We start from the raw sequence: 18,563 nt of genomic DNA, 5'->3' as shown, positions 1-18,563 counted from the left end.
CTCCTACGAGCTGGGGCAGGTGGGGCCAAATGTAATGACGATCAAGCTGGAGCCCGAAGAACTTGCCGAGGTGGAGCCACTCGACCTGTCCCAAACAGCCCACACCCACCCTCACACTCCCGACCGCCCCGCCCACCATCACCCACAACCACCGGCGGCCACCGCTGGATGCGATGGCCGCCGGGTTCGTGCCGGGAGAGGGGAGCGTGGCGCTCGATCGGTGGCGTCCGCGCCTCGCTGGTGGGCGGCGGCGCCGTGCGGGCCGGTGCCCGCCGGGCTCAGGCAGACAGGGAGACCGGGAGTTCGAGCCGGTCGTCCGAAGTGAGGATGGCCTGTTGGAGGGCCTGGAGGTCGCGGCAGGGTTCCAAGCCGAGTTCCTCGTTGAGCGTCTTGCGGGCCGACTGGTAGACGTGCAGGGCGTCCGCGCGGCGGCCGGATCGGTAGAGCGCCAGCATGAGCTGCCGGTGCAGGGCCTCACGCAAGGGGTGCTCGGTCGCCAACTGGTAGAGGTCGCTGACCAGTTCGCGGTGGCGACCCAGCATCAGCCGGGCGTCCATCAGCATCTCCACGCACTCAAGCCGGGCCTCGTACAACCAGGTCTGGAAGCCCTCCAGGATCGGGCCGCAACACACGTCGTCCAGCAGCGGTCCGCGCCACAGGGCCAGTGCGTTCTGGAAGCTATGGGCCGCCTGCGCGTAACGGTGTTCCCTGGAGTGGTCCCGGCCCTGGCTCACCAGTTGCTCGAAGTAGCGGATGTCCAACTCGTCGGCGCCCAGCCGCAGGACGTACCCGGGAGGGCGGGTCAGGACCGGGCTTTCGCTGCGGTCCGGACGGTTGAGGAACTTGCGGATCTGTGAAATGTAGACATGAAGACCGGCGATGACGCGGCGTGGAGGCTCCTCGCCCCAGATCTCCGTGATGAGGTGGTCCACGGGAACCACCTGGTCCGAACGGACGAGCAGGACGGTGAGGAGCACCTCTATCTTCCGTGCCCTGATGGAAGACTTCTCCTCTCCGTCTACAACGCGGAGAGGCCCCATGATTTCATATCGCACGGCGTGTCCCAGTCGATGAGAGCGGCGAATAATTGTATGCCGGAGACGGATTCTTGATAGCGCTCGGGCGAGTTCTGGTCTTCGAGGCCGGTTGAGCCGTGGCGGCGAAGACGACATCTCGCGGAAATCCGAGATCTCGGTGTCCGTAGGGGCGTCCGTAGGGCCGGAATCGCTGACTCACGTCGCGCAACGCTGAAGCCACATATCCCCCCGTCTTCATGGCGGTCACTCGATGGTCCGGGCGAAAGGCGCACCGGTCAGCTCGGGCGGTCATCCAGCCCGTTCGAGTCAATTCAGGTGCTTACCGGATACTTACCGGGAATCGAAAACCTTCACCCGCTGGGCGTTGTCTCCGGGAAAGACGATACGCCCCTCGCCATCGCCAGACAGTCCATTGCACCCCTGTCCGGCAGGCGGCAGCCCCAGTTGCCAACTCTGGAACCCCCTAGGGGAAAACGGGGGTCATGAAGGGGCGATCGCCCGCTCGCCGCGGGATGATGAGGCGGTATTTGGGGGGATTTTTGAGGGCGCTTTGCGGCGATCACGTCCGCCGTCGTCGACCGCAGGCGATGCGCGGTCAGCCGTTCCCTCAAAAGGATGTTCTCTGGGGGCGCTAGGGGGAGCGGCCAGCGGCGGCAGTGCGCGGGGGCTGCCGCCACCGGCCGTCAGCAGGGCCGGGTCGCGCCGTCGAACCCACGGGGGGTCGGCACGCCGCGTTAGGGGTGGGTCAGGGCTTGTGCGCGACCACGATCACGCACCCGGCGGTGGGCACCGCAGGCAGCGCCTCCTTCGCGGCGTCGAACACCTCCTGGACCGAGATCCCGTGCTGCGCCTCGAACTCCTTGCGGCACCGCAGGATGCCGTCGATCATGCGGTTGGCGGTGTCCTTGGTGTTCTCGGTGACGTCCTTGATCTCGTCCAGGACCAGTCCGGCCTCGGCGACAAGCGCGGGCCAGTCCTCCAGCCTGACCAGCGAGGAGACCACGGTCGGGTCGGTCGGCTCGGTGTAGCTGCCGTCCTCGGGCGGGGTGACGTCGGTCAGTACCACCCGGCCGCCGGAGACCAGCACCCGGTTCATCTCGCGCAGCGCCGTCAGCCGCTCCATGTGGTTGATCGACTCGAACGCCAGGATCGCGTCGAACGACCCCGCCTCGTACGGCATCTTCATGGCGTCCGCGTACTGGAAGTCCACCTGGTCCGACTTGCCGGCCGCGGCGGCGCGCTCCAGGCCCTGCTTGACCTGCTGCTCGCTGATGGTGATGCCCAGCACGTTGGCCCCGGTCGAGGTCGCCACACGCATGGCGGGCTTCCCGATGCCGCAGCCCACGTCGAGCACCCGGTCGCCGGGGCCCACCTGGAGCCGCTCGATGAGCAGGTCGGTGAACCGGTCGGTGGCCTCCTCGACGGTGGCCGGATCGTCGGCGCTCTCCCAGTAGCCGAAGTGGAAGTTGTCGTCCCACGCCATCTGCAACAGCGGGCCCAGCGAACTGTAGTAGTCGGACACCTGGCCGCTCGGCGGAACGGACGCTTGGGGCATGACTCTCCTCCTGTGTGCTCGGCGACCGGGCTGGCCGTCAAGGGGCCACGGGGCCCACTCATGCGGGCGATGGTCCTGCGCCTCGATAACACGCGGCTAAAGTCACCGGCCGCGGCCTGTTTGGTGTGCCTTTAGAGGCGCAGACCACGCTGACGCTGTGCTCGCACCGATCACCAAGTCCGGAGCGGAGTGCCGCCAATGACCCATGACGACCGGAAGTCTTTTCCTTCTGAGCTCCGTACGAGGCGTGATGGCTAGCACCGATCCCGACCGGTCAACTCAGTCCGCAACTCCCATCGCCGTCGTGGGGCTGGCCTGCCGTTTGCCGCAGGCGCCGAGCCCACGCGATTTCTGGCGACTGCTTCGGGACGGCGAAAGCGCCATTTCCGTACTGCCGGCTGATCGTCGCCGTACCGGAAATTCCACCGCACCCCGTGAAACGGGCGCCACGGAACCCGCCGGCAATCGATATGGCGGATTCCTGGACCGGGTGGACGGATTCGACGCCGAATTCTTCGGCATCAGTCCGCGCGAAGCGCTCGCCATGGACCCGCAGCAGCGGCTGATGCTGGAGTTGTCCTGGGAGGCGCTTGAGGACGCCGGGGTGCGTCCCGAAGCGCTCGCCGGCAGCCGCACCGGGGTGTACGTCGGCGCCATGTGGGACGACTACGCCACCTTGCTGCGCCGCGCCGGCGGGCCCGCCGGCCGCTACCCGATGACGGGCCTGCACCGCAGCATCCTCGCCAACCGCGTCTCCTACGGCCTCGGCCTGAACGGCCCCAGTCTCTCCGTGGACGCGGCGCAGGCATCGGGCCTGGTGGCGGTGCACCTGGCGTGCGAGAGCCTGCGCCAGGGCGAATGCACCCGGGCGATCGCGGCCGGCGTCAACCTGATCCTCGGCGAGGACAGCATGGACGCGGCCAACACCCAGTTCGGCGGCCTGTCCCCGGACGGCAAGTGCCACACTTTCGACGCCGCGGCCAACGGCTTCGTCCGCGGCGAGGGCGGCGTTGCGGTGCTGCTCAGGCCGCTGGCGGACGCGTTGCGCGACGGTGACCCGGTCTACGGCGTGATCCGGTCGAGCGCGGTCAACAACGACGGCGCGACCGACGGGCTCACCGCGCCCAACCCGCAGGCCCAGGAAGACGTGATCCGACGGGCCCACGAGCGGTCCGGGGCGAGCGCGACCGACGTCCAGTACGTGGAGTTGCACGGCACCGGTACGCCCGTCGGGGACCCGATCGAGGCTGCCGCGCTCGGCGCCGCGCTCGGCCGGCAGCGCCCGGCCGACCAGCCGCTGCGGGTCGGCTCGGCCAAGACCAACGTCGGCCACCTGGAGGCCGCCGCCGGCATCGTCGGCCTGCTCAAGGTGGTGCTCAGCCTCAGCAACCGGCAGCTCCCGCCGAGCCTCAACCACACCACGCCCAACCCGCGCATTCCGCTGACCGAGTTGGGGCTCGCGGTGCAGCGCGAGCTCGGCCCGTGGCCCGTACCCGAGCGGCCCCTGCTCGCCGGCGTCAGCGCCTTCGGGATGGGCGGCACCAACTGCCACCTGGTGGTCGCCGAGGCACCCGAGCCCCGCGCCAGCGGGGCGCCGGCCGATGTGGCAGAGCCTGCCGGGGGACCGGCGGGCCCGCTGGTGTGGACGCTGTCCGCCAAGAGCCCCGCCGCACTGCGCGCCCAGGCGGCCCGGCTGCGCACCGCACTGGCCGATCAGCCCGACCGCGATCCGGCCGCCGTCGCCCACGCGCTCGCCACCCGCCGTACCGCCTTCGCCCACCGTGCGGTGCTGCACGCCACGGGTGCCGACGGGTTGTTGGCCCTGTTGGCCGAGGCGGAGCGCGACGCGGAGACGGTCGGCCTGGCCCGGGGCAGGGTCACCGGCGGCCGACTGGCCCTGCTCTTCAGCGGCCAGGGCAGCCAGCGCGTCGACATGGGCCGTGAGCTGTACGCCACCTATCCGGCGTTCGCGACCGCCCTGGACGCGGCCATCGACTGCCTCGACCCGCATCTGGACCGGCCGCTGCGCGACGTCATCTTCAGTGGGCGGGACACGGACGCGCCGCCGGCCGCAGGCGCAGCCGACACAGCTCCAGCAGACCAGGCAGGCTCGACGGAGCAGGCAGGCTCGACGGAGCAGGCAGGCCAGGCAGCCGCGGCAGATCGGCCGTCCGGTGCGGCAGGCGCCGCGGCCACCGCGCTCGACCAGACCTCGTACACCCAGGCTGCCCTGTTCGCGATCGAGGTCGCGCTGTTCCGGCTGGTCCAGTCGTGGGGGCTGACCCCGGACTACCTGCTGGGGCACTCGGTCGGCGAGATCGCAGCCGCCCACGTCGCCGGTGTGCTCTCGCTCCCGGACGCGGCCCGGCTCGTCGCGGCCCGCGGGCGGCTCATGCAGGCCGTCACCGTCCCCGGTGCGATGGCCGCCTGGCAGGCCACGGCCGACGAGGCGGCCGAGGTCCTCGCCCCGTACGCGGGCCGGATCGACGTCGCCGCCGTCAACGGCCCCACCTCGCTGGTGGTTTCGGGGGACGTGGAGGCGGTGGACGAGGCCACCACCGCCTGGCGGTCCCGTGGCCGCAAGGCGTCCAGGCTGCGGGTCAGCCACGCCTTCCACTCGCCACACATGGACGGCATGTTGGCGGAACTGCGGGCCGTCGCCGCCGATCTCACCTTCGCCGCCCCGGCCATCCCGCTGGTCTCCAACGTGAGTGGAAAGTTGGCGACGGCTGAGCAACTCGCCTCGCCCGACTACTGGGCCGCGCACGCCCGCCGCGCCGTGCAGTTCCTCGCCGGTGTGCACACCCTGCACGCCGCCGGCGTCGACACCTTCCTGGAGCTCGGTCCCGACGCGCCCCTGGCCGCCATGGCCCGGGAGTGCTTCACCACCCTGCCGGCGACCGGCCCCGACCGCCCGCGACCGGCCGCGCTGGCCGTACTCCGCCGCCAGCGCCCCGAAGCAGCCACCCTCATCGCGGCGCTGGCCCAGGCGTACGTGCGCGGGGTGCCGCTGCACTGGGAGCGGACCCTGAGCAGGGGGGCCGAGCAGCCGCGCGTCGCCCTGCCCACGTACGCCTTCCAGCGGCAGCGCTTCTGGCCCGAGCCACCCGCGGACGACACGGGGACGAGCCCCGGGCACACCCCCCGGCACATCCCGGCCCGGGTCAACGGCACCGCACTGCCAGCACCGGCCGACGCGCCCACGAAGCCCACCGGACCCAAGGAGCCCACCGCGTCCGGTGAGCCGGCCGGGTCCGCCGACGGCACCGCTTCGCCGCTGCGCAGCAGGTTGGACGGGCTGACCGACGCCGAGCGCGACCAGGTCCTGCTGGATCTCGTCCGGGCCAAGGCCGCCCTGGTGCTCGGCCACCCCACCGGTAACGCCGTCGACCCGGACCTGACGTTCAAGGAGCTCGGCTTCGACTCGATGGCCGCGGCCGAACTGAGCGAACAGCTCAGCGCGGCGGCCGGGTTGCCGCTGCCGGCCACCTTGACCTTCGACCACCCCACGCCCACCGCGGTCGCCGCCGAGCTGCGCGCCCAGGCCGGCGACAAGCGGGCAGCCGCACCGCAGCAGCACCCGGGCGCCGGCCCGGTGGACGACGACCCGATCGCGGTCATCGCGATGAGCTGCCGCTTCCCCGGCGGCGTCGCCTCGCCCGAGGCGCTGTGGTCGCTGGTCGCCGACGGCGTCGACGCGGTCGGCGCGTTCCCCACCGACCGCGGCTGGGACCTGGACGGCCTCTACCACCCCGACCCGGACCACCCGGGCACCAGCTACGCCCGCGAGGGCGGCTTCCTGTACGACGCCGCGCAGTTCGACGCCGGGTTCTTCGGCATCAGCCCGCGTGAGGCGCTGGCGATGGACCCGCAGCAGCGGCTGCTCCTGGAGACGGCCTGGGAGGCGTTCGAACGGGCCGGTCTCGACGGCGCCGCGCTGCGCGGCAGCGCCACCGGCGTGTTCGTCGGCGCCACCCCGCAGGACTACGGGCCGCGGCTGCACCAGGCCACCGGCGGCATCGACGCCCACCTGTTGACCGGCATCACCCCGAGCGTCACCTCGGGCCGGGTGGCCTTCACCTTCGGCCTCGAAGGCCCCGCCATCACCGTGGACACCGCTTGCTCGTCGTCGCTGGTGGCGCTCCACCTGGCCGCGCAGGCGCTGCGGCAGGGCGAGTGCTCCCTCGCGCTGGCCGGCGGTGTCACCCTGATGGCCGCGCCCGGCATGTTCACCGGCTTCTCCCGGCAGCGCGGCCTGGCGCCCGACGGCCGGTGCAAGCCGTTCGCGGCAGCCGCCGACGGCACCGGCTGGGCGGAGGGCGCCGGGCTCGTCCTGTTGGAGCGGCTCTCGGAGGCGCAGCGCAACGGCCACCGCGTACTGGCGGTCATCCGCGGCTCGGCCATCAACCAGGACGGCGCGAGCAACGGACTCGCCGCCCCCAACGGCCCCTCCCAACAGCGGGTCATCCGCCAGGCGCTGGCCCAGGCCGGGCTGGCGCCGACCGAGGTGGACGCGGTGGAGGCGCACGGCACCGGCACCACGTTGGGTGACCCGATCGAGGCACAGGCCCTGCTCGCGACCTACGGCCAGGGCCGCCCCGACGACCAGCCCCTGTGGCTCGGCTCGATCAAGTCCAACATCGGTCACACCCAGGCAGCCGCCGGCGTCGCCGGGGTGATCAAGATGGTGATGGCGCTGCGCCACGCCGAACTGCCCGCCTCCCTGCACATCGACGCGCCGAGCCCGCACGTGAACTGGTCCGCCGGCGGCGTACGGCTGCTCACCGAGCCGGTGCCCTGGCAGCCCGCCGAGCGGCCACGGCGGGCTGCGGTCTCCTCCTTCGGCATCTCGGGCACCAACGCCCATCTGATCCTGGAACAGGCACCCGAAGCCGCGGTCGCTGCCCCGGTCACGGGCGCGGACGAGCCGGTTGCCTCGCCTGCCGGGCCTGTCGCCGGCGCCGACGTGGTGCCCTGGGTGCTCACCGCCCGCAGCCCGCAGGCGCTGCGCGGCCAGGCCAGGGCGTTGATCGAGCGGTTGCCGGCCGCGCTGGAAGCGGGCGCGACGCTTGCGGACGTGGGCTGGTCGCTGGCCACCGGACGCACCGTCTTCGAGCAGCGGGCCGTGGTCATCGGGCAGGACCGGGACGAGCTGACGGTGGGTCTTGAGGCGCTGGCGGCCGGCGAGACCTACCCGGGTGTGGTCGGCCCCGCGACCCCGGTCGCCGGTGGCTCCGCCCGCGGTCCGGTCCTCGTCTTCCCCGGTCAGGGCTCGCAGTGGGTGGGGATGGGCGCCGGGCTGTTGGAAGCCTCGCCGGTCTTCGCGGCGCGGGTCGCGGAGTGCGAGCGGGCGCTCGCCCCGTACGTGGACTGGTCGCTCGCCGAGGTGTTGCGCGGCGGGGTGGGCGCTGCCGACCTTAGCCGGGTTGATGTGGTGCAGCCGGTCTTGTGGGCGGTGATGGTGTCGCTGGCCGCAGTCTGGGCGGATCAGGGTGTGCAGCCTGCTGCGGTGGTGGGTCACAGTCAGGGTGAGATCGCCGCGGCCGTCGTCGCCGGCGCGCTCACCATCGAAGACGGCGCGAAGGTCGTCGCGCTGCGCAGCAAGGCACTCCGCAAGTTGGCTGGCGGCGGTGCCATGGCCTCGCTCGGGATGAGCCAGCAGGAGGCCGAACCGTGGCTGGCCGAACTGGGCGAGCAGGCGCGGGCCGTCGTCGTGGCGGCCGTCAACGGGCCGGGCTCCGTGGTGGTTTCGGGCCCGCCGGAGCAGGTACGACACGCCGTGAGCCGCTTCCAGGAGACCGGCGGCCGGGCCCGGCTGATCGACGTGGACTACGCCTCGCACAGTCCCCAAGTCGACGTGATCACCGAAGAGTTGACGGACATCCTGGCCGGCATCACGCCGGCGCGGGCGGAGACGGCCTTCTACTCCACGGTCACCGCGGACCGCATCGACACCAGTGAGCTGACCACCGCGTACTGGGTGACCAACCTGCGTGAACGGGTCCGCTTCGCCGACGCCGTGCAGCGGCTGCTCGACGCGGGCCACCGGATCTTCATCGAGGCCAGCACCCACCCCGTCCTCACCGTCGGACTCCAGGAGTCCTTCGACGAGGCGGGCGTCCAGGCGACGGCCGTCACCGTACCCACCCTGCGCCGCGAGCAGGGCGGCGCGGCACAACTCGCCCAGTCCGTGGCGCAGGCGTTCACGGCCGGGGCCGCGGTGGACTGGACCCGCTGGTTCACCGCCGACCGCGCCCCGTACGGCGTCGACCTGCCCACCTACGCCTTCCAACGCGAGCGGTACTGGCTGACCGGCGGCAACGCGGGCGCCGGCAGTCTCGGTGAACTCGGCCTCACCTCATCGGGCCACCCCCTGCTCGGCGCCGCGGTGGAACTGGCCGACGGAACCGCCCACGTACTCAGCGGCCGGCTGTCCGCCCAGACCCACACCTGGCTGGGCGAGCACGAGATGGGCGGCGCCACCCTCGTACCGGGCACGGCCCTGGTGGAGTGGGCGCTGCGGGCGGCCGACGAGGTGGGGTGCGGCGGCGTGGACGAACTCGCCCTCCAGGTGCCGCTGGTCCTGCCGCCTACGGGATCGCTCAAGGTGCAGGTCGTGGTCGCCGCAGCCACCGCCGACGGACGCCGGGACCTGCGGATCTACTCCCGCCCCGACGACGAACTGGCCGCGGACGCAGGCTGGTTGTGCCACGCGGAGGGCGTGCTCGGCCCGCCGGCAGCCGAGGCCGACGAACCCGGCACGGCCGCCGAAGCCTGGCCGCCGGCCGGCGCCGAGGCCGTGGACGTCACCGAGTTCTACGCCCGGATCACCGCCGACGGCTACGGCTACGGTCCCGCGCTGCGCGGGCTGCGGGCCCTGTGGCGGCACGGGGACGTGGTGCTGGCCGAGGTCACGCTGCCGAAGTCGGCGGGCGACCGCGAGGGTTACGGCATCCACCCGGCGCTGCTGGACGCGGCCCTGCACCCCGCACTGCTGCTCCCGAGCCCCACCGACGCGTCCCCGGACACCGCCGGGCGGGTGTGGATGCCCTTCAGTTGGAGCGGCGTCACCCTGTGGGCCGGCGACGCGCACACCGTACGGGTGCGGCTGCGCCCGAGCCAGGACGCGGCCGAGGGCGAGCGGGCGCTCACCGTCACCCTCACCGACGGGGCCGGCGCCCCGGTACTGACCGCCGCCTCACTGGTGAGCCGGCCGGCCGACGTCGCGCACCTGCGCGCCGCGGGCGGGCGCGCCGTGGCCGGGCTGTTCACCCTGGAGTGGACCCCGCTCGCCGCCGACCCGGCCGCCGCCATGACCCCGGTCACCGCGGGCGGCTGGGCGCTGCTCGGCGAAGACCGGCTGGGTCTGGCCGTACGGGCTGCCGACGAAGCCAGCCCGTACGGCCCGGTGCCCTACCCGGACGCGACGGCCCTGGCCACCGCCGTCGACGAGGGCCTGCCCGCACCGGCCGTCGTGATCACCGAAGCGCTCGGCGACGCCCCCGAACCGGCCACCGGCCTCCACCTCGCGGAGCGGCTGCACACCCTGGTCCGCGGTTGGCTGGCACAACCGGCGCTGGCCGAAACCCTCTTGGTCGTCGTCACCCGCACGGCGGTGACCACCGGCGAAGGCGACCCGGCGGCGGACCCGGCCGGCGCCGGCGTCTGGGGCTTGCTCCGCGCCGTACAGGCCGCACACCCGGGCCGCTTCCTGCTGCTCGACCTCGCCGGCGCGGGCGAGGAGGACACGGCGGCGCTGACCCCCGCCGTACTACGGGCCGCGGCCCAGGACGAACCGCACCTCGCCCTGCGTGCCGGGCGCGCCCTGGTGCCCCGGTTGGCCAGGGCCGCGGCGGCGCCCGCTCCCACCGAAGGCGCCGACCTCCTGGACCCGGCGGGCACCGTCCTGGTCACCGGCGACGACCCGGCGCTCGGCGCGCTCGTCGCCGAACACCTGGTACGCACCGGGCAGGCCGGCCACCTGCTGCTCGCCGACCCGCCCGGCACGCCGCAGGCGGAGGCCGCGGCACGCGCGGCCGAACTGACCGCCGCCGGGGCGCAGCCGCGACTGACCACGGTCGACCTCGCCGACCCGGCCGCGGTGACCGCCCTCGTCGCCGGCATCGACGCCAAGCACCCGCTGACCGCGATCATCCACACCGCGGCGGAAGCCCCGACCTGCGGCCCGGCCGACGCCCCAACCGGCGCCACCGCGGACGGCGGAGGAACGGCCCACGCCTGGGCGGCCCGCGCGACGGCACTGGCCCACCTCCAGGACGCCACCGCGACCGCCCGGCCCGACCTGTTCGTCAGCCTCGCCCCGGCCGCCGGCACGCTCGGCCTCGCCGGCGAGCCCGCACAGGCCGCGGCCGACGCGTACGGCGCCGCCCTGGCCGCCCACCGACGTACGGAGGGCGCACCGGCACGCACCATCGGCTACGGCCCCCGGGCCGGCTCGCCCACAGCCACCCCGCCCGGAAGCGGCGTGACGGCCCTGTCGGCCGAGCGGCTACGGACCCTCCTGGACGCCGCCCACCGGCACGGCCCGGGCCACCTGGTGGCCGCCGACATCGACCCCAGGGCGCTGGCCGCCCAGCCGATCAGCGAGGTGCCCGGGGCGCTGCGCGGCCTGGTCGCCGCCGGCGGGCGGGGCCGGCGCAGCGCGGCCGACGCCGGTGCGGGCCAGCCCGTCGACTGGGCCGCGCGACTCGCCGGCCTCTCGGCCGACGAGCGCCACCACACCTTGCTCGCCCTGGTCCGCGAGCACGCGGCCACGGTGCTCGGCCACGCCGACACCGACGCCGTCCAGGTCGACGCCAGCTTCAAGGACCTCGGCTTCGACTCGTTCACGGCGGTGGAACTGCGCAACCGGCTCGCCGCCGCCACCGGCCTGCGGCTGCCCGCGGCCCTCGTCTTCCGGCACCCGACGCCGGACGGCATCGCCACCCACCTGGGCGAACGGCTCGCGCCCGAGGACGCACAGGCGCCCGCGCACGGAACGCCCGACCCGGTGCTCACCGACCTCACCCGACTCGAAAACACCCTGACCAACGTGGCCTTGGAGGACAGCGATTCCAGTGCCGTGATGTCCCGGCTGGAGAGCCTGTTGGCGCGGCTCAAGGCAGGCCGCAAGCCGGCGAACGAGAGCAGCGCCGCGGAAAGGTTGGAATCCGCGTCCGCGGATCAAGTTCTCGACTTTATCCACAACGAACTTGGTGTGTCCTGAAATGTGCTGGGCGCCACCATCGCTGAAGGCCGGGTGAAACCTCATGGTGAACGAAGAGAAGCTGGTCGAATACCTCAAGCGTGTCTCCGCCGAACTGCACGACACACGGCTGCGTTTGCGTGAGGTGGAGGAGCGCACCCAGGAGCCGATCGCCGTGGTCGGCATGGCCTGCCAGTTCCCCGGCGGCGCCCGCACGCCCGAGGAGTACTGGGAGCTCATCGTCTCCGGCGTGGACGCCATCGGCGACTTCCCCACCGACCGCGGCTGGGACCTGGAGAACCTCTACCACCCCGACCCCGGCCACTACGGCACCAGCTCCGTCAAACAGGGCGGATTCCTCTACGACATGGACCGCTTCGATGCCGCGTTCTTCGGCATCAGCCCGCGCGAGGCACTGGCCATGGACCCGCAGCAGCGCCTTCTGCTGCACACCGCGTGGGAGGCGCTGGAGCGCGCCGGGATCGACCCACTGTCCCTGAAGGGCTCGCGGACCGGCGTCTACGCCGGCATATCAGGCCAGGACTACCTGTCGCGTACGCTGCACATCCCCGAGGGGTTCGAGGGGTACGCCACCACGGGCGTGCTGCCCAGCCTGCTCACCGGACGCGTCGCGTACACCCTCGGGCTCGAAGGCCCCGCGATCACCGTGGACACCGCCTGCTCCGCCTCCCTGGTCGCGATGCACCTCGCCTGCCAGGCGCTGCGGCAGGGTGAGTGCACCCTGGCCCTGGCCGGCGGCGTCAACGCGATGTCCACGCCGGTGATGTTCACCGAGTTCTCCCGCCAGCGGGCGCTCTCACCCGACGGGCGCTGCAAGTCCTTCGACGCCGCGGCCGACGGCACCGGGTTCTCCGAGGGCGTCGGCCTGATCGTGCTGGAGCGGCTTTCGGAGGCGCAGCGCAACGGCCACCGCGTACTGGCCGTCATCCGCGGCTCGGCCATCAACCAGGACGGCGCCAGCAACGGCCTGACGGCGCCCAGCGACGTCGCCCAGGAGCGCGTCATCACCCAGGCGCTCGCCAACGCGCGGCTGGGCCCGGCGGACGTCGACGTCGTCGAGGCGCACGGCACCGGTACGGCGCTCGGCGACCCCATCGAGGCCGAGGCGCTGATGGCCACCTACGGCCAGGAACGGCAGCCGGGCCGGCCGCTGTGGCTCGGCTCCGTGAAGACCAACATCGGCCACACCCACGCGGCGGCCGGTGTCGCCGGCGTCATCAAGATGGTGCTGGCCCTGCGCCACGGCCTGCTGCCGGGCAACCTGCACCTCAACCAGCGAACGCCGCACGTGGAGTGGGACGACGACGCGGTGCGGCTGCTCAGCGAGCACGTGCCGTGGGAGCAGCACGGCCGCCCGCGACGGGCCGGCATCTCCTCGTTCGGTGTCTCCGGCACCAACGCCCACCTGATCCTGGAGCAGGCCCCGGAACCGGCGGCCACCGACGCCACGTCACAGGACACCACTGCCCCGGCCGCCCCCCGCACCGCGGAGTTGCCGGCCGGCACTCCGCTGCCCTGGGTGCTCTCGGCCCGTACCCCAGCGGCCCTGCGCGACCAGGCGACGGAGCTCGTACGACGGGTGATCGAGCAACCCGAACTGAGCGCGCACGAGGTGGGTTGGTCGCTGGTGACCACCCGGTCGGCCTTCGAACACCGGGCCACGGTCACCGGCACCGACCGCACCGCCCTGCTGACGGCCCTGGAAGCACTGGCCGCGGACGAGGCACACCCCGATGTGGTCCTCCCCGCGGGCGCCACGGTCGGCGGCAAGGGTCCGGTGGTGGTCTTCCCTGGTCAGGGGTCGCAGTGGGTGGGGATGGGTGCGGGGTTGTTGGAGTCTTCGCCGGTGTTCGCGGCGCGGGTTGCGGAGTGTGAGGTGGCGCTTGCGCCGTATGTGGATTGGTCGTTGGTTGAGGTTCTTCGTGGTGGTGTGGGGGCTGCCGACCTTGGTCGGGTTGATGTGGTGCAGCCGGTGTTGTGGGCGGTCATGGTGTCGTTGGCTGCGGTGTGGGCGGATCAGGGTGTGAGGCCTGCTGCGGTGGTGGGTCACAGTCAGGGTGAGATCGCCGCGGCTGTCGTCGCCGGTGCGCTGTCTCTCGAAGATGGCGCTAAGGTCGTGGCCCTGCGGAGCAGGGCGTTGCGTAAGTTGGCGGGTGGCGGTGCGATGGCGTCGCTCGCGCTCAGTCAGGACGAGGCGGTTGACTTCCTGGCTGGGCTTGGTGAGGCGGCTGCGGGTGCGGGTGTGGCGGCGGTCAACGGGCCTGGTTCTACGGTGATTTCGGGTCCGCCCGGGCATGTACAGCACGCGGTGACGGCGCTGGAGGAAGCGGGCGGTCGGGCGCGGCTGATCGATGTGGACTACGCCTCGCACAGTCCGCAGGTCGATGAGATCGCTGACGAGTTGCACCAGGTGCTGGCCGGCATCACACCCACCCGCTCCGACATCGCCTTCTACTCCACCGTGTCGACGGAGCGCCTGGACACCAGCGAGTTGACCACCGGCTACTGGGTGACCAACCTACGCGAGCAGGTCCGCTTCGCGGACGCCGTGCGGCGGCTGCTCTCCGACGGCTACCGGGTGTTCATCGAGGCCAGCACCCACCCGGTGCTCACCGTCGGACTCCAGGAGACCTTCGACGAGGTGGGTGTGTCGGCGGCTGCCGTGCCCACGCTCCGGCGCGAACACGGCGGGCTCGACCAACTGCTCCGCTCGGTGGGGCAGGCGTTCGCCGCCGGGGTCGCGGTGGACTGGGGGCGCTGGTTCCCCGCCGAGCCCCGGCCGCACCTCGTGGACCTGCCCACGTACGCCTTCCAGCGCGAGCGCTTCTGGTTGGACGGCCACAGCGGGGAACACGCCCGCGGCGGCGACCCGACCGACCTCGGGCTCGCCTCCGCCGGCCACCCGCTGCTCGGCGCGGCCGTCGAACTCGCCGACGCCGACACCTGCCTGCTGACCGGTCGGCTCTCGGCCCGATCCTCGGCGTGGCTGGCCGAACACGTGGTGGCCGACAGCGTCCTGGTGCCCGGCGTGGCCCTGGTCGAGTGGGCGCTGCGCGCCGCCGACGAGGTGGGCAGCGGCGGCCTGGACGAACTGGCGCTCCAGGTGCCGCTCACGCTGCCGGCGACCGGCGGCGCCCGCGTACAGGTGGTGGCGGACAAGCCCGGCGCCGATGGGCGGCGCGAGGTGCGGATCTACTCGCGCCCCGACGACGGGGAGGGCGCCGACTGGCTGTGCCACGCGGAAGGCGTGCTCGCCCCGCCCGTGCCGGCGGGCGCGCAGGGCGAGGGCCTTGCCGGCGTCTGGCCACCGGCCGACGCGGACCCCGTGGACCTGGCCGACTTCTACCCGCGGGCCACCGCGGCCGGCTACGCCTACGGGCCGGCCTTCCAGGGGCTGCGCAGCGTCTGGCGGCGCGGCGATGAGCTGTTCGCCGAGGTCGAGTTGCCGGAGGCGGCCGGTGAGCCGGACGGGTTCGGCATCCACCCGGCGCTGCTCGACGCCGTGATGCAGCCGACGCTGCTGTTCGACGAGGCGGACACCGCATCCGGTACCGGGCGCGTGTGGATGCCGTTCACCTGGAGCGGCGCCACCCTGTGGGCCGCCCGAGCCAGCACGGTCCGGGTCCGGCTCACCCAGCGCCCCGGCGGCGGGCCCGCGGAACGAGCCCTGCGGCTGACCGTGGCGGACGCCGTGGGCGCGCCGGTGCTCGACGCCGAGACCGTGGTGCTGCGCCGCGCCGAGGTCGGCCAACTGCGCTCCACCACCGGGCGCGGCGCCCGCGACCTGTACGCCCTGGAGTGGACCCCGCTGCCCCTGCCCGCCACCGCCCCGGCGGCACTCGGGGCCGTCGCGCTGCTCGGCCCCGACCCGTACGGCTTCGGCGCGGCCACCCCTACATCCGGCACGGCCCCGGTCGCGTACGCCGACGTGCCGGCGCTGGCCGCGGCGCTGGATGCCGGGGGCAGCGCGCCGACGCTCGGCGTGCTGTCCCTGCCGGCACCCGCCGACGGGGTCGAACCGTCCGCTGCCGGCCTGGCCGCGGCGCAACACGTCCTTGAGACGGCCCAAGCCTGGCTGGCCGAGCCGCGACTGACCGCGGCACACCTGGTCGTCGTCACCCGCGGCGCGGTCGCCGAGGGCGAGCCGGGCGGCGGCAGCGGAGCCGTCGACGCCGCATGGGTGGACGCCGCCGGCGCCGCAGTCTGGGGCCTGGTCCGCAGCGCCCAGGCGGAGAACCCGGGCCGACTGCTCCTGGTCGACCTCGCCCCGGATGCCGAGACCGGCTGGGCGGAGGTGGCCGCCGCCCTCGCGGGGGCGATCGCTGCCGACGAGCCGCAACTCGCGCTGCGCGCAGGCCGGACGCTGCTGCCACGCCTGGTACGGGCGTCCGCCGACGGGGGCGACCTGGTCCCGCCGGCCGGGGCGCCCGCCTGGCGGCTGACCACCCGGGAGGCCGCGACCATCGAGAACGTGACCGTGGCCGCCTGCCCCGAGGCCCTCGTACCGCTGGCCGCGGGCGAGGTCCGCATCGCGGTACGGGCCGCCGGCGTCAACTTCCGCGATGCGCTGATCGCCCTCGGCATGTACCCGGGCGGCGCCACCTTCGCGGGCAGCGAGGGCGCGGGGGTGATCACCGAGGTGGCCGCTGACGTCACCGGGCTGGCCGTCGGCGACCGGGTCTTCGGCCTCTTCGAGGGGGCGTTCGGCTCGCTGGCCGTCGCCGACGCCCGCACCGTGGCCCCGCTCCCCGACGAGTGGAGCTTCACCGACGGGGCCTCGGCCCCGGTGGTGTTCCTCACCGCCTGGTACGCGCTGGTCGAACTCGGCTCCCTGACCGCGGGTGAGTCGGTGTTGATTCATGCGGGGACGGGGGGAGTGGGGATGGCGGCGGTGCAGATCGCCCAGCACCTGGGTGCTGAGGTGTTTGCGACGGCCAGTCCTGCCAAGCATGGTGTGTTGGAGGGGTTGGGTGTTGATGCGGGGCATCGGGCGAACTCGCGGGATCTGGGCTTTGAGTCGGTGATCCGGGAGGCGACCGGTGGTCGTGGTGTGGATGTGGTGCTCAACAGTCTGGCGGGTGAGTTCGTCGACGCCTCGCTACGACTCCTCGGCGATGGCGGCCGGCTCCTGGAGATGGGCAAGACCGACATCCGCGACCCCGAACAGGTCGCCGCCGACCACCCCGGGGTGCGCTACACCGCCTTCGACCTCATCGCCGACGCCGGCCCGCAGCGCATCGGAGCCCTGCTGGACACCCTGCGCAAACTGTTCGCCGACGGCGCGCTGACCCCGCTGCCGCACCGGGTGTGGCCGCTGGCCAGGGCCCGGCAGGCGCTGCGCCACCTCAGCCAGGCCAAGCACACGGGCAAGCTCGTACTCGACGTGCCCGCCACCCTCGACCCCGAGGGCACCGTCCTGATCACCGGTGGCACCGGAACCCTCGGCGCCCACGTCGCCGAACACCTCGTACGCACCGGACGCACCCGCCACCTGCTGCTGGTCAGCCGCAGCGGCCCGAAGGCGCCGGGTGCCACGGACCTCGCCGAGCGGCTGTCCGCCGCCGGTGCCACCGCCCGCATCGTCGCCGTCGACGCCACCGACCCGGCCGCCGTCCGCGACCTCGTCGCCTCCGTCGACCCGGCCCACCCGCTGACCGGCGTCATCCACGCGGCGGGCGTCCTGGACGACGCGATGTTCCCCGCCCAGAACGCCGACCGGCTGGCCCGGGTCTGGGACGCCAAGGCGAAGGCCGCGGCCAACCTGCACACGGCCACCGCGGGACAGCGCCTGGGCCTGTTCGTCCTCTTCTCCTCCTTCGCCTCCGCACTCGGCACCCCGGGACAGGCCAACTACGCGGCGGCCAACGCCTTCTGTGACGCGCTGGCCGCCCACCGCCGGGCCCTCGGCCAGCCGGGGCTGTCCATCGCCTGGGGCCTGTGGGCCGAGACCAGCGGGCTCACCGCCCAGCTCGCCGCCGCCGACCTGGCCAGGATCGGCCGCCTCGGCATCAAGGCCAACAGCACCGATGCGGGCCTTGCGATGCTGGACGCGGCCTGCGCACACGGCCAACCGCAACTCCTCGCCCTCAGCCTGGACCCGCGCGCCCTCGCCGGCGGGCCCGCCGCGGCCCTGCCGGCCCCGCTGCGAACCCTCGCCGCCGCCGGCGCCCCGCGGCGCACCGCAGCCGCCGCCGAAGACCCGGCCGACCTCGCGGGACACCTCGGCACGCTGTCGACCGGCGAACGGCACCGCACCCTCCTCAACCTGGTACGCGGCCACGCCGCCACCGTCCTCGGCCACCCCGACCCCGGCGCCGTACAGGCCGGAACCTCCTTCAAGGAACTCGGCTTCGACTCGCTGACCGCGGTGGAACTGCGCAACCGGCTCTCCGCAGCCACCGGCCTACGGCTGCCCGCCGCCCTCGTCTTCGACCACCCCGAGCCCGCTGCGCTCGCCGAGCACCTGCTCGGCCAACTCGCCCCCGGCAGCGCCCCGCCCGCCACCAGTGGCCCCGACCCGCTGTTCGCCGAACTCTCCCGGCTGGAGAGCGCCCTGACCGGCGCCGCCGTCGCGGACCTGGACGCGAGCGCGGTCACCGCACGGCTTGAGGCGCTGCTCGCGACGTGGAAGGCCAAGAGCGCAACGGCGCCAGGTACGGACGAGGCGGCGGACATGCTCCAGACCGCGTCCGCGGACGAACTCGTGAACTTCATCGATAACGAACTTGGCTTGTCATGAATTACT

4 protein-coding genes are annotated in these 18,563 nt (G+C 73.3%); 2 read left to right on the top strand and 2 right to left on the bottom strand.

Translation table 11 applies throughout. The features are described 5' to 3' along the window. Positions 1–278 precede the first annotated feature (278 nt). A complete protein-coding gene (locus tag ACMA1D_RS31945) occupies positions 279–1,055 on the bottom strand; it encodes an AfsR/SARP family transcriptional regulator (protein ID WP_414727464.1) in 777 nt (258 codons plus the stop codon). Between the two features lie 727 nt (positions 1,056–1,782). Further along, the gene (locus ACMA1D_RS31940; protein ID WP_414727463.1) at positions 1,783–2,592 is read right to left on the bottom strand and encodes an SAM-dependent methyltransferase; all 810 of its coding nucleotides are present in this window, start codon (positions 2,590–2,592) and stop codon (positions 1,783–1,785) included. A 250-nt stretch (positions 2,593–2,842) separates the two neighbouring features. Here ACMA1D_RS31940 and ACMA1D_RS31935 point away from each other — a divergent pair, with 250 nt between their 5' ends. Next, a complete protein-coding gene (locus tag ACMA1D_RS31935) occupies positions 2,843–11,818 on the top strand; it encodes a beta-ketoacyl synthase N-terminal-like domain-containing protein (RefSeq protein ID WP_414727462.1) in 8,976 nt (2,991 codons plus the stop codon). Positions 11,819–11,861: 43 nt separating this feature from the next. Further along, positions 11,862–18,557, top strand: coding sequence for an SDR family NAD(P)-dependent oxidoreductase (locus tag ACMA1D_RS31930; protein WP_414727461.1), 6,696 nt, complete (start codon positions 11,862–11,864; stop codon positions 18,555–18,557). Positions 18,558–18,563 lie beyond the last annotated feature (6 nt).

Source organism: Streptomyces sp. 796.1 (genome assembly GCF_047525675.1).
In the GTDB taxonomy this organism is placed as follows: Bacteria; Actinomycetota; Actinomycetes; order Streptomycetales; family Streptomycetaceae; genus Streptomyces.
The sequence above is the reverse complement of the archived record's forward strand: the minus strand, read 5'-3'. Positions and strand labels throughout refer to the sequence as shown.

What these genes read in the sequence shown, in the direction of transcription:
- ACMA1D_RS31940 (WP_414727463.1), bottom strand. Translation starts at nt 2,592, where the DNA reads ATGCCCCAAGCGTCCGTTCCGCCGAGCGGCCAGGTGTCCGACTACTAC.
- ACMA1D_RS31930 (WP_414727461.1), top strand. Translation starts at nt 11,862, where the DNA reads ATGGTGAACGAAGAGAAGCTGGTCGAATACCTCAAGCGTGTCTCCGCC.
- ACMA1D_RS31935 (WP_414727462.1), top strand. Translation starts at nt 2,843, where the DNA reads ATGGCTAGCACCGATCCCGACCGGTCAACTCAGTCCGCAACTCCCATC.